15 protein-coding genes and 1 pseudogene are annotated in these 12,855 nt (G+C 45.2%); 4 read left to right on the forward strand and 12 right to left on the reverse strand.

All coding sequences use genetic code 11. The annotated features are described in order from the left end of the window. The first annotated feature begins 32 nt into the window (after nt 1-32). The 4 genes from JOC94_RS09030 (at nt 33) to JOC94_RS09045 (ending at nt 2,426) form a co-directional block, all read left to right on the forward strand. A complete protein-coding gene (locus JOC94_RS09030) occupies nt 33-254 on the forward strand; it encodes an SHOCT domain-containing protein (RefSeq protein ID WP_077111298.1) in 222 nt (73 codons plus the stop codon). Between the two features lie 78 nt (nt 255-332). After that, on the forward strand, nt 333-1,337 hold the full coding sequence (locus JOC94_RS09035) for a DJ-1/PfpI family protein (RefSeq protein ID WP_205179136.1): 1,005 nt from the start codon (nt 333-335) through the stop codon (nt 1,335-1,337). Between the two features lie 15 nt (nt 1,338-1,352). Further along, nucleotides 1,353-1,787 carry a hypothetical protein gene (locus tag JOC94_RS09040; protein WP_205179138.1) on the forward strand — a complete coding sequence of 145 codons (435 nt, stop codon included), beginning with the start codon at nt 1,353-1,355 and terminating at the stop codon, nt 1,785-1,787. A gap of 24 nt (nt 1,788-1,811) precedes the next feature. Then, entirely contained in the window at nt 1,812-2,426 is a 615-nt protein-coding gene (locus JOC94_RS09045) for a DUF2306 domain-containing protein (RefSeq protein ID WP_077111294.1), read from the forward strand. A 321-nt stretch (nt 2,427-2,747) separates the two neighbouring features. Here JOC94_RS09045 and JOC94_RS09050 read toward each other — a convergent pair whose 3' ends face one another. The 12 genes and pseudogenes from JOC94_RS09050 to JOC94_RS09105 all read right to left on the reverse strand — a co-directional run bounded on the left by JOC94_RS09050 (nt 2,748) and on the right by JOC94_RS09105 (nt 12,780). Then, the gene (locus JOC94_RS09050) at nt 2,748-3,584 is read right to left on the reverse strand and encodes a malate synthase (RefSeq protein ID WP_077111293.1); all 837 of its coding nucleotides are present in this window, start codon (nt 3,582-3,584) and stop codon (nt 2,748-2,750) included. A gap of 334 nt (nt 3,585-3,918) precedes the next feature. Further along, nucleotides 3,919-4,291: pseudogene (locus tag JOC94_RS09055) on the reverse strand (nuclease domain-containing protein); the annotation flags it as partial. After that, complete coding sequence (locus JOC94_RS09060; RefSeq protein WP_205179140.1) at nt 4,269-4,466, reverse strand: hypothetical protein; 198 nt, start codon at nt 4,464-4,466, stop codon at nt 4,269-4,271. The gene JOC94_RS09060 and the pseudogene JOC94_RS09055, both read right to left, overlap by 23 nt. 540 nt (nt 4,467-5,006) lie before the next feature. Beyond that, nucleotides 5,007-6,134: an acyl-CoA dehydrogenase family protein gene (locus JOC94_RS09065; RefSeq protein ID WP_205179149.1), complete on the reverse strand. Its 1,128-nt coding sequence runs from the start codon at nt 6,132-6,134 to the stop codon at nt 5,007-5,009. Nucleotides 6,135-6,209: 75 nt separating this feature from the next. Further along, the gene (locus JOC94_RS09070; protein WP_236017034.1) at nt 6,210-6,968 is read right to left on the reverse strand and encodes an SDR family NAD(P)-dependent oxidoreductase; all 759 of its coding nucleotides are present in this window, start codon (nt 6,966-6,968) and stop codon (nt 6,210-6,212) included. A gap of 449 nt (nt 6,969-7,417) precedes the next feature. Continuing rightward, nucleotides 7,418-8,623, reverse strand: a complete 1,206-nt coding sequence (gene pcaF / locus JOC94_RS09075) for a 3-oxoadipyl-CoA thiolase (protein WP_328799784.1) — start codon at nt 8,621-8,623, stop codon at nt 7,418-7,420. Then, entirely contained in the window at nt 8,620-9,270 is a 651-nt protein-coding gene (locus JOC94_RS09080; RefSeq protein WP_205179151.1) for a 3-oxoacid CoA-transferase subunit B, read from the reverse strand. The genes pcaF and JOC94_RS09080 overlap by 4 nt, the downstream gene beginning before the upstream one ends. Then, complete coding sequence (locus tag JOC94_RS09085) at nt 9,267-9,959, reverse strand: CoA transferase subunit A (RefSeq protein ID WP_205179153.1); 693 nt, start codon at nt 9,957-9,959, stop codon at nt 9,267-9,269. Before JOC94_RS09085 ends, JOC94_RS09080 begins: the two co-directional genes overlap by 4 nt. Next, a complete protein-coding gene (locus JOC94_RS09090; RefSeq protein WP_205179155.1) occupies nt 9,956-10,798 on the reverse strand; it encodes an alpha/beta fold hydrolase in 843 nt (280 codons plus the stop codon). The genes JOC94_RS09085 and JOC94_RS09090 overlap by 4 nt, the downstream gene beginning before the upstream one ends. A 25-nt stretch (nt 10,799-10,823) precedes the next feature. Then, nucleotides 10,824-11,291, reverse strand: a complete 468-nt coding sequence (locus JOC94_RS09095; protein ID WP_205179157.1) for a DUF3237 domain-containing protein — start codon at nt 11,289-11,291, stop codon at nt 10,824-10,826. After that, on the reverse strand, nt 11,288-12,427 hold the full coding sequence (locus tag JOC94_RS09100; protein WP_205179159.1) for a muconate/chloromuconate family cycloisomerase: 1,140 nt from the start codon (nt 12,425-12,427) through the stop codon (nt 11,288-11,290). Before JOC94_RS09100 ends, JOC94_RS09095 begins: the two co-directional genes overlap by 4 nt. A gap of 80 nt (nt 12,428-12,507) precedes the next feature. After that, nucleotides 12,508-12,780, reverse strand: coding sequence for a dioxygenase family protein (locus tag JOC94_RS09105; RefSeq protein ID WP_328799786.1), 273 nt, complete (start codon nt 12,778-12,780; stop codon nt 12,508-12,510). Nucleotides 12,781-12,855 lie beyond the last annotated feature (75 nt).

Genomic DNA, 12,855 nt, shown 5'->3' on the forward strand with positions numbered 1-12,855 from the left:
ACTCTTTAACTACTTGAAAGGAGGATTTTCAAATGGGTTTCGGAAATGACAGTTTCGCATTCTTTCCATTCGGTGCATTGTTTTGCCTTGTCCTTTTCTGTTTTGCTGCGGTTCGAGTATTTGAAATTCGATACCGTTATCGTGCTTCCAAACAAGGAGACCGAAACATCACCTCGATTCTTCAAAGCCGGTTAGCCAAGGGAGAACTTGACGAGGCGGAATATCAAAGGTTGAAAGATCTTCTTACAAAATAAGAAAAACCTCAAGCGTCACAGAATCTCAATTCATTAGACCGGATGGTTTCGCCTGATCTTAAAATGGAGGTAATATGTATGCATGTTCAAATTGTTTTATTTGATGGATTTGATTTATTAGATGCCATTGCACCTTATGAAGTATTTTCCTCTGCTGCCATGCTCTCCAATGAGGAGATAACAGTAGAGCTTGTGTCCGCTGAAGGTGCGGGAATGGTAACAAGTGGAATTAATCGGTTAAAACTCCAAGCAACTGGTACATTTGATTTATCCCGTAAAGGGATCATTCTTGTTCCGGGAGCATCTGGTACCATTCATGATAATGGGCCAGATTCCATTCCAGTAAAATTAAAAAAAGCCGCTGAATCTGAATTAAGCAATCTACTAAGAGAAGCAATGAAGAAAGCTGATATCTTACTTTCCACAGTTTGTGGCGGTTCTCTCATTTTAGCAATGGAGGGCTTATTAGAAGGCCGCCATGCAGTAACGCATCATATGGGAATGGGTCTTTTGAGTGCTACCAACGCTATTCCAGTTAATGCCCGTATCGTAGATGATGGCGATCTTGTTACTGGTGGTGGCGTTACTTCAGGGCTCGATGTTGCCCTTTACTTAGTTGAACGAGAATTAGGTCCTCGGATAGCACTTGCTGTGGAACAATTATTTGAGTATGAACGGAGGGGTACGGTTTGGAAAGCTGAAGGAAATGCACCTAAAGAAAGCCAACAAGAAAATCCAATTGAAGCGACAAGGGATCATTCCTCTTACCAAGCTAATCAGAATGTTAATTTTCAAGGGAAATGGGATACTACCATTTCCACTCCTATAGGAAACCTTTCCGTTTTATTAGATTTAACTTCTAAAAATGGACAAATAGTAGGAACTGCAAAGCAAGGAGAAGAAATTGTCACTTTGGACAAACCTGTACTTGAAGGGAATCAATTAAAGTGGTCCATGAAAGTGACTAAGCCCATGCGTCTAACTTTAAAATTTATCGTTACTATAGTTGGAAACAAGATGTATGGTGAAGCAAAAGCTGGAATGCTTCCCTCATCTAAATTAACTGGACATCGTATTTCTTAAAATGGAGTGGGAACGGTGTATTCAATTATTGTATTTTTTCATGTAGTTAGTGCTTTATTTTTGGGAAGCTTGCTAGCTCTCCCTTTAGTCATGAATAGCTTTTTTTCTCGCACGAGTAATGAATTAAAGACAGCACTTAAAACAACTTTGAGCTTTACTCGAGCAAGTCATTATGCATTAGTTTCTTTAATGATTTCAGGGGTTTGGATGGTTGTTGCGCATTCATCCTATCCTTCTATCTTATGGATAGGGATTGCAATCCTGCTGGTAATCCTTATTGGTGGCCTGATAGGAATGATGCATAAAAACATAAAAAGGATCATTTTTGCAGAGAACCCTGAGAAGAAATTATTAGAACATGTATCAAAGTTAAAATGGTACAGCTGGATCACATTTTTACTCATCATTGCTTCTATCTTTATGATGACAAATCGCAGCTTGTTTTCCTAAACATTCAATGGAGGAATAAACCTGATGAAAAAAAGCATTGGAATAATCGTTTTAATCCTCCCAATCATGTGGGTATTACATACATTTTCAAAGAATTTTATGATTGATCCTACTTTCGAAAAATTTATTTCTAGAAAAGATCTGATTCTAACAGATCAATCCCTATGGATATTCATGATTCGTATTCATATTTCGCTGGCTATTATTTCGCTTCTCACGGGCCCGTTAGGCGTTATTAAAAGAATACGAGTAAAATCTATCAAGTTCCACCGTTGGAATGGCCGATTGTATGTCTTGTCTATCATTTTAAATTTCATTCCCGGAGTCTATGTCTCTTTCTTTGCAACCGGGGGATGGCCAAGCACAATAGGGTTTCTTATTTTAAATACATTATGGCTCGGAACAACTATCCTTGGTTATTGGTATATCAAGAGACAAAAAGTAACCTTACATAGTCAATGGATCATTCGAAGTTTCTTTCTTTCCTTTGCCAATATGACTATTTATATAATCGTAGCCATTGCCCATAACGCGATGAATTTTTCCTATGGAAATGCCTATACGATCGCTGTCTGGTTATGCTGGACACTTAATCTACTTATAGCTGAATTCATCATTAGAAAAAAAACATTCTCATAAAAATCGACTTGTCATTTTCGTTGGGATTCCTTTCCCTTTGTGTATATACATTTTCACATGAGGTAAAAGGCTTAATCAGAAGGTTGTAATCATTTGCTACTAAGCTAACGGGGGGGTTTAGTTCAATAACGTCTTCAACAATCGGGCGCTTATCGGGAATACTGATGGCGCCCTATTTTGCAGAATCCAAGTTGTGGAATAGAGATGTTCAAACAACACAAAAGTTTAATCATTTCCTAAACAGAGGGAAAGCTTGGGAAAGGAAGTTATTTGACAGATGTTTTCAGATCATGCGAACCGCCTCTGTATGCCATCTGATTATTATTGCTTTAAAGCTCCGTTCGCCTCTGGGATGCTTTCCATGTCAAGGGCATTCATTTGACAGAAGTATTCCAGAAAGTTTTTAGCTTCTTTGATTTGCTCTTCATCCGTTTTTAATGCAATGATATCTTTTAAGATTTGAGCGGTCCAAACATTATCAAAATAACGAAATTTACCAGAATTCCATGTAGTTCGATGAGGATAGTTCTTATTGACATAATAATTCCAGAAAAGCATCTTCTCTGCTTCTTGATCCGTGAGCTCGATTCTAAATTCTGCATGGGACGGGACCATCCCATCTTCGCTAAGATTGCCAGAAAACGTTTCATTTACCATGTAGAGACCGAGAATCCGTCTTTTTGTTTCTGGTTGATCCGACTCTCTTGCAGTCAGAAGGCCTGCGCTGTTTGGACGCAAACGAGCTACTCTGTTTAGCTGACCTTTATTTTTTCCGCTTTGAATCTTGCCAGTAGATACTTGCCAATCGGTAAATACTCTTTGTTTCTCTTCTTCGTCCAGCCAGAAAACAATTTGTGAGCTTTCATAAATTCTAGGGTTCTTCGGTTTTTCCCTACGCTGCTGTTCAGACGCCTGTCGTTCTTTCTCTTCTTCACGTTTCCTTTCAAGTGCTTCTTCCATTTCCCTTTTCAAAAGGACTTTCTTCAAAGCTTCTGCAACATTCCGGTCATTTAGTGTAATAAATTTTCCAAAAGCATCAGGGTAAACAAATTTTTTTATATCCTCATTAAAATCAATGGTGATGACAGATTCATCATGATCCACGATATTTCCTTCACCAAAGACTTTATGAGTTACTTCTTCATTAATTAAATTCACTAACCCACTCTCCTTATATAAAATATTCAGGTATTTATTGACACCTATTATTTCTAATTAGCCTGCTTGAATGGTACGAAAATAAGTTTCAAATTAAAAAATCGTACTCAAACTCTGTCTAGAAGAAGTTGAGGACGATGATCAAATGCTGTCTCAAAACTATTCTAACTATAGAATATCATATCATATAATCTAAATTAATGCAAATTTATTATTGACAATGGTAATTTTTTATCGTATAATAATTATTTTTTTAATGTAAATGTGACCGTTTGGCATTTCTCCTAAAATCTTGTGAGAACACATACACGGCAGGATTCCCACTTCCTTCCTGCAGTTCCTCTGGGTTGCTCTCCACTAACCGGTCGATCAACTGTTCAACAAGCTTGAAAGAACCAGTAAAAAGGACAAAGCACCAATATCAGCTTTTTGATACTCTGGTAAAATGGATGCTTCTCATAATTATCTTCATCCTGCCAAGGGAACAGAACATAAGCGCCAAAAGCGAAACGCTCGTAAGGTCCTTCCTGCTTGACTACATGGGCATCACGATAACGATGCATCTAATTAATATCTTCCTCCAGTGGTCTTGGGCCTTCCCGTGAAAAGTCTATCCTGTATTTTACATCAAAGATATAATCATACGAATACATCTTGCCCTTTTTCTCAATCTCCAACATGATATCAGGTTTTTGTGGAACAGTAGGTCAGAAATTCTTTGTCACTGAGCAAATCGATTCGTTCTTTAAGGGTCATATAAGGTGTATCAGTTACCTTTTCTATGAGCATAATCTGCTGAAGAATCGCTTCTGCAAATGTCCGAGCATATGTCAGCATTGTCTGCGGACTGGAATATATGCTGTTTTCAAGCTCCCTTGCCAAATAAGCAAATTCCTTTGATATCGGTTCTAGAAATTTATAAAAATAGGTGTTATTATTCTCACAAAAAATAACTTTCCATAAATATTGGTCCTTAACCGTTACCTATTCTATCATATAGGAATTTTGTTAGATGAAAAAACAAAGAAAGACGCCTGACTTCCTCAATGAAGAAGGCAAAGCGTCTTACAGATTTTATAATCGTTTACCTAGCAATTTTAATGAATCCGCCAGTACATCTCTTCTCTGAACCTTACAGGCTCTTCCCAGTTCCCTTGCTTTTTCAAATACTGCTAATAATAGTTTTGTTACGCCATCACATGCAGCAACGCTCAAGTACTCATAGAGTATGTTCTTTCCTATTCGGCAGAAGCCTAATCCTGGTAAAAATGTAGTTTTGGAGTGTCTCTCTGAACGTGCTCTAACCTTCAACACAGCGTGATTGAACCTGTTTGGATGAGTATCATATTTAATATACTTTTATATTCTAGACTTTCTTTTAAAAAGTTAAAATGTAAGTTTGTTCGTTTAACCTTGACAAACTTAGATGTAACCCCGTATCGGTGGCACGCCCAGGAATACCGATCCTGCCCCATCGTACATGCTTTCATTAAGAAATGCGTGCTGAGTCACGACCATTGCGTCGCGAAGATGGCGTTGCAGCGGGTGCCCATCGTAGATCGCTGCAGTGCCAGAAAGCAGGTAGGCTGACTGCACGACACGCGCACCTTCACGGGCAGCTTGAGTGGCAGCCAAACGAAGGATGCTCGTTTGGTCATCGGATACCCCATCGCCCTTTAGAATCGATTCCCACGCAGAGTCAGTGGCCTCGTAGAAGAAAGAGCGTGCCGACCTTAAGGATGCTTCTGCCTTTGCCAAGGAGATTCGCAGATAGGCGCGTTCGGCCATCTTCGGTGCCCCGGTGATGCCGGCACGGTTACCAGCCATCTGAGAAACTTCATCAAGCGCTGCACGGGCTATACCAAGATTGACTACCGCCAATACCTGTGCTGCATAAGCGATGGATGGGTACTGGTAGATCGGTTCTTCAATAGAAGGTACACCACCCCGGACAAAGGTCCATTCGTCAGAAACGATGACGTCTTTTACCCGTAGGTCATGGCTCCCTGTTCCACGCATCCCGATGACTTCCCAGTTTTCGACAATGTCCACATCCTTAGGTTTAAGTACGGCAGTAAGCGGTTTACCGCCTTCTCCAGCTCCAATACCGACTCCGAGAAGGTCGGCTCCCATACAGCCACTTGCAAACTTCCAGAGGCCATTCACACGCCAGCCTCCCTCAATTCTCTCCGCGGGCTGAACTGGAAACAAGCCGCCGGCAAAGGCCACGTCCGGACTATCTGCGTAAATTTGTGAAAGTGTTTCGCGCGGTAGAGCCGCTAAATAGACCGCCGAGGATCCGAAGCTTGCTACCCATCCAGTGGAACCGTCAGCCTCTGAAATAGACTCAATCAGCTTGAGGAATTCCGAAGGAGAGAGGGCATCCCCGCCAAAGCAGCGCGGCGTATGAGCACGATAAACACCCAGTTGTTTTAGTTGTTCCACCATATCCCGGGGCACATGCCGTTTCACTTCAAATTCATCCCGTCTGTCGCGGATTTCAGTCAACACACAATTAAGTAGGTTTTGACTTTTTATATCAATAGCCATAATCATTTCCTCCCTGCTTCTTATAAAACTTTGCCCGATCGATTTTCTCTAATAAATACATTTAAAACTATAAACTTATCTCATAAGCCTGCCGCCATTTATATCGAACGTTGCTCCAGTTGTGAATCCGCCTGAATCAGAGGCCAAATAGGATACTAAGTCTGCCACCTCTTTCGATTCTCCTACACGTTTAAGTGGAATGGTCTCTACCATTTGAGCCAGTTTATCCGGATCCATTTTATCCATCTCCGGTGTACGAACAGAAGCTGGAGCAACAGCATTAACCGTAATTCCATAAGCCGCCAACGAGCGGGCAAAGGTTTTGCTCAACGCGATTTGTCCTGCCTTAGAAGCGGAGTAATGAGCCCCTGAAGTTAATGGACCTGCTTGCCCTCCAAAAGAAGACATATTGATGATTCGTCCCCACTTCCTCTCTTTCATTACAGGAATGACAGCCTGTGAAAAAAAGAATGTACTTTTTAAATTTACAGACAAAACTTGATCCCATTCTTCCTCATTGATTTCTTCTATCGGAGTTTCAAAACGAATTCCCGCATTATTTACGAGAATATCGATTCTGCCCCATTCATTGATCACTTGGTTGACAGCCTTTTTTATTCCGTCCATTTCAGATACATCCAATTGTATGAACATCACTTGGTTTTGCATTGCTTCCTGCTGAAACAGCTGTTTTGTTTGTTCGAGATTCTCCTTATTTCTAATTACGAAAACCGTTTTTTTTCCTTCTTTCACAAAATTTTCGGCGATAGCTAACCCTAGACCTTTATTAGCTCCTGTAACTATCGCGACCCTTTGATCGTTCATTGTCATCATCAAATTCCTCTCTTTCCCTAAAAGTAAAGAAACCTATTCTTTGGTATATAAGATTTATTGAACACGTTCTCATAAAGTAATCTGATTCATGCAGGTCAACTTAGAAGTAACCTCTATAGTAATAGTAGAATATTTAAAAAACTCAAACCACATCACATTAGGTTTGAATATTCCGCAAAGTTCAGTACGATTCGTATCATATAAGGCAGGAGCTAAAATTGGGGAATTGTCTACGAGGGGGTGCGATCGGAGTTAAGAAGGTCCATAAAGCAGCCTTCTTCCTTTTTATTGGGAGGGCTATCCAGATTACAGAATGTCAATCCGGTAAGTACTACTGGGTATTTCTTATATACGGAAGTTTGCTGCTTTATTAAATGTATTTAAGTAGCAATAGCTGACATTATTAAAACCTCCCGAAGAGGGAGGTTTTTTGGGAAGTTATATATGTTTTAATAATGGTTTTCAACAGAAACCGATATTCCTTGACCGACGCCAATACACATTGTTGCCAGTCCTCGCCTGGCATTACGTCTCCGCATCTCATAAAGAAGAGTCGTCAATATTCTTGCCCCGCTGGCTCCAAGGGGATGACCCAGCGCAATAGCTCCTCCGTTTACGTTCACTTTGTCTTTATCCAAGCCAAGTTGCTTGATACATTCCAACGATTGGGAGGCGAAGGCTTCATTCAACTCAATCAGATCGATATCATTGATTGTCCATCCCAGTCGATCCAACAGCTTGTTCGTGGAGTTGATTGGGCCTAATCCCATTACAGCAGGCTCCACTCCGGCGGATGCAGATCCAACGAATCTGGCAAGAGGTGTTAACCCCAGTTCTTTTGCCCGCTTCGCACTCATCAATAACAGGGCAGCAGCTCCGTCATTCACTCCAGAAGCATTCCCAGCCGTAACCGTCCCATTTGCAAATAAAGGCTTAAGATTCCCCAGCTTTTCCAGGGTAGTCTCTGGACGTGGATGTTCGTCCGTTTCTACAACGGCCTCATTGCCTTTACGGTCCGTGATAGTGATAGGCACGATTTCATCGGAAAACCGGCCGGCTTTCATGGCTGCTTTCGCCTTCTGTTGGCTGAGATATGCGAACTCGTCCTGCTCTTCCCGTGAAATGCCAAACCTCTGTGCCACGTTCTCCGCTGTCTGGGGCATAGAGTCCGTCCCGTACATCTTTTCCATCTTTGGATTAACGAACCGCCAGCCAATCGTCGTATCAAACATCTCCATATTTCCTCTCGGAAATTCCGCTTCGGGCTTTTTCATCACAAACGGCGCCCTTGTCATACTTTCTGTTCCACCAGCGATAATGATATCAGCTTCCCCCGCAAGAATCGTGCGGGCGGCCATACTGACGGCATCCAGACCGGATCCGCACAGACGGTTGATCGTCGTTCCGCTCACTGTCTCAGGTAGCCCTGCCAAAAGCAGCGACATGCGAGCTACGTTCCGGTTGTCTTCTCCGGCCCCGTTGGCATTGCCGAATATGACATCCCCGATTAACTCCGGGGGCAGACCGTGGTTACGGTTCATCAGTGCTTTGATGACGATAGCTCCCAGATCGTCAGGGCGGACATTCTTTAGTGCGCCCTTGTATCTTCCAATCGGAGTACGGACCCCATCCACAATAACGACTTCTGTCATCATCTTCCCTCCTTTTGGAGAAGTTCCTCGCAAATCTGGAATGGAGCCAATGTCTTTTCCTGCACTTCTCTCAATGTGGCATCCCCCGTCAGCTCAGTCAACTCATATGCTCCATCTTTCCAGTGGAAGACGGCGAGATCCGTGATAATGACATCGGCCACACGCTCAGCCGTAATTGGAAAAGTGCAGCGCTCCACAAGCTTTGGGGAACCGTCCTTAGAAACATGGCTCATCGTGATAATGATCTTTTTGGTGCCGGATAACAAGTCCATGGCTCCGCCGACACCGATGATATCCTTCCCGGGAATGGCCCAGTTGGCCACATGACCACTTCCATCGACCTGCAACGCCCCGAGAATAGCGACATCCACATGGCCTCCTCTGATCATCGCGAATGAGTCCGCACTATGGAAATAAGAAGCACCTACGGCTTCGCCGACCGGGAGCTTGCCCGCGTTGACCAGATTCGGATCGACCTCATCCTCTTCAACAGATGTCACGCCCAGAAGCCCGTTTTCCGTATGGAGATAATATTTGCTCTGGTCCAGATAATTGGGAACTAAAGTAGGAATGCCGATTCCCAGATTGATGATGGAATATGGGGTCAGTTCTTGCGCAGCCCGCTTGGCAATCAGTTCCTTCCTATTCATGCTTCGACCACCCCTTCATTCGTCAAGATGAGCCGGCTGGTAACAATAGCATCTACATACAGATGAGGAGTGACGATCTCTTCAGGAGACAGCTCTCCTTCTTCAACGATTTCATCCACTTCCGCAATGACGTAATCCGCGGCGGTAGCCATGATCGGGTTGAAATTCCGTGCCGTCTTATAGTAGATTAGGTTTCCCTTTGTATCCGCTTTTTCTGCCCGAACCAGGGCCACGTTGGCCTTCAGCGCTTTTTCAAAGAGATACGTCTCTCCGTCAATTTCCTTCGTTTCCTTGCCTTTTGCCAGCTCCGTGCCGACTGCAGTCTTCGTGTAAAACCCGCCGATCCCCGCACCGCCTGCGCGGATGGCCTCAGAAAAAGTTCCTTGTGGAAGCAATCCGATTTCGAGCTTGCCTTCGTTATACCACTGGGCGACTTCCCGGTTGCTCGTAAAATAGGAACCGATTGCCTTCTTGATTTTTCCCTGCCGCAGCAAAAGGCCCAGACCCCGTCCGGCTTCGCCCACATTGTTGCTGATGATGGTCAGGTCTTTCGCGTCATGGCGTGTGAGCTCGTCAATCAGTGTCAGGGGACTGCCGATCAGTCCGAAACCGCCAACCATGATGGTGTCTCCAGACTTGACGATATTTCGTATGATCTGCTGTGCATCCGTCTGTTTGGTCCCAGTCATGACTTCACTTCCTTTTGAGATAAAAATGATTCCAACTGCCCGATGATCTCCGGCTGCCGGTTGAACACTAGTTCATAATGGTTGGCCGATGTCACGGCCGTCCAGATGTTTCCGGCCGCCTCTTTTGTCTGGGCATACCCCTCTTTTTTAAAAAGAGGCCCATTGTCCCCAAGGCTGCCGGTCGCCGTCAGTAAGAAGACGGGACAGTCGATCTGCGCCAGCACGTCTTCCGGTTGGAACGTATAAAAGCTCTCGAAGTCCCGTGCAATGGTGTCCGAATCGGATTTGTTCCTCCAGGCGCCGCTGTCTTCTTTGATTTCATAACGGACCACTTCTTCCATATGCGGTCCCCAGTCGACGCCAAGAGTGGTATACAGCTTTTTCGCCTCCTGCCCATAGTGATCCGGGCTGGAGAAAGTCTTTTTCAAACGATCCAGGGAGGGGAGGACAAGCTTTCGGGTCGCCTCGTCCGCTTTACCAGCCCCATCCAGAAGGATCAACGCTTCTGCCCCCTCCAGTCGGCTGGCGGCAATCGCGCTAATATATGCGCCCATGGAATAGCCTAAAAGGATGGGATACTCAATCTTAAGCGTGTCAATCAGGTCCAGCAGGTCAGCAGCATGGGTGTCAATCGAGCTGTCTTTCGGAGCTGGGTCGCTGTTTCCGCGGCCAAGGATGTCGTAGCTGATGAATCGGTAATCCGAAAGAGCCTCCTGAAAATAATGGAGCTGTTTGTGGTTGCCGGTGAGCCCGTGGGAGCCTATGATCGTTCCGCGCTCTCCGGGCGTTTCATGGATATAAAAGGTGCGTCCTTTTTTGGTTTTCACGTACTGTCCCATTGTTCATATCCCCGCTTTCTACGTATTAATCGACGATGTAGATGGAATAGTTCACTTTCCCGGGCAACCGGATGCCTATGGAAACGAACATCCGGCGGTTCAGCCAGTCATATTTGGCAGACGCGGTCTCAAAGATGGGGACGGTCCGGAAATAATACTCGTCCGGGTCGACCTCTTCATTGTTGTCCAGTCGCTGCAGAACCTCAGGCTCTCCGGTACGAATGCCTCTATAGGACATCATGATCAGCTCACCGTCATCTGTTTTCAGCAAAATCCGCACATCCTGAATGATGGTGCCGTCTTCCCGGACAGTGATCCAGTCGTCGCCTCCGGGAATCACCTCAGCCGTCAGCCGGTCTCCTTTGAGGGACCCGCCGGTGACGCGGATGATCCGCCGGTTGCCGATCGGGGTCTTCCCGGGCAGATGGGCACCTTCAACAGTCAACTCCATATCACATAAAAAAGAAAGGGAGGGGGCAGGCAAATGTCTCATCGGGTTAGCACTCCTTTCTCTTCTCTTCGATATTTTTCCACTTTTTCTTCATCTAGCTCCACCCCAAGTCCCGGCCCATCAGGAACCAAAATGGAGCCGTCCTTGATGGTCAGCGGGTTTTTCACCGGATCATCGGCCAGCCAATCAGGACCGAACAGCTCACTGCCGTAATCAAGATTCGGGATGGAGGCATAGGCATGCACACAGGCGGCGGTTCCGATGGAGCTTTCCAGTGACGTTCCCCCAAAACAGGAGATGCCGGCTGCTTGGGCGATTCCTGCAATTCTCACCGTGTTCTTCATTCCGCCCGATTTATGTATTTTCAGAGAAAAAATATCCGCCGCTTTTTCTTCCGCCAGACGAAGGGCATCCTGGACAGTGGCCAGGCTTTCGTCGGCCATGATGGGTACTTTTTTCATCGCAGCAAGTTGGGCAAGACCCCGGATGTCTTCGGGTGGAAGCGGCTGCTCAAGGAAGTCGATGCCAGCTTCGAAGAAGGCGTCCATCCATTTCATCACAGTGACCTTATCCCAAGAACCGTTCGGGTCGATCCCAATGGAGGACCTGCCTCTGATGCCTTCGGCGATCCTTATATTGCGCAAGGCATCGTCATCAGGACTCTCCTTGCCGGATTTCGTTTTGAAGTCGGCATAGCGTCCGGCACCCACGTGTCCGATTGCTTCTTCGATATCCCCTTCGGGAGTTCCGGAAGCAAGGGCCCAGCGGACAGGGATCTTTTCCAGGTGCAAACCGCCCAGCAGCTGATGGACAGGTACATCATACATTTTTCCGAGCGCGTCAAACAGCGCTATTTCCACAATGGCTTTCGCAAAAGGATTCGCACGGATCTGCCGGTTCAACTTCTGCATGAGCTTTTCGATATAAACAGGATTCTCCTCCAGGAGCAGGGGGACGGCGTACCGGTCGATGACGAGCTTCATCGTTTCTACACTCTCACCATTCCACCAGATTCCCGGTGTAGTTCCTTCCCCGATGCCGACGACACCGTTGCTAAGTTCCATTCGGATGAGCACGAAGCTTTTGACGGCCACCTTTTCGGTCGAAAACTGGTGGGGTCTTTTAATGGGGATGTCCAGCAATTCCGTAGTAATTCGTTTAATTCGCAAGGTTGTCAAGAAAAATCTCCTCCTGTACTTATAAAGAACCTCAGGCAAAGAAAAAAGGGGACAGTTTTTATGCCCCCGGCAGCCGGAGGTTATTCCCGGCGCATAACAAAATCCAAAGAAGCTTCCTTATAATCGCACTTGTCCTCCAGCTTGGTGATAAGCTCGGTGCGAACCCCGTCTGCTACATCCGTCTCCAACCACTTGTCCCCTTCGAAGAATACTTGGGTAATAAGTGTTTCATGGCCGTCGGCTTCAAACATAAAGTGGAGGTGCGCCGGGCGCATCGGATGCTGGTCCATATACTCCAGGAACTCCCCCGTAGGGCCCTGATCCGGAATTGAAGGTAGTGTAAAAAGTTCTATGAAAGATTAACGATTTCCACTTTTCCAAAGTACAGAGGGAAAATGTCGCCCGCAATCGCCCTTGACAAACAGTCA

The organism is Siminovitchia thermophila, assembly GCF_016909185.1.
GTDB classification, from domain to species: Bacteria; Bacillota; Bacilli; order Bacillales; family Bacillaceae_C; genus Siminovitchia; species Siminovitchia thermophila.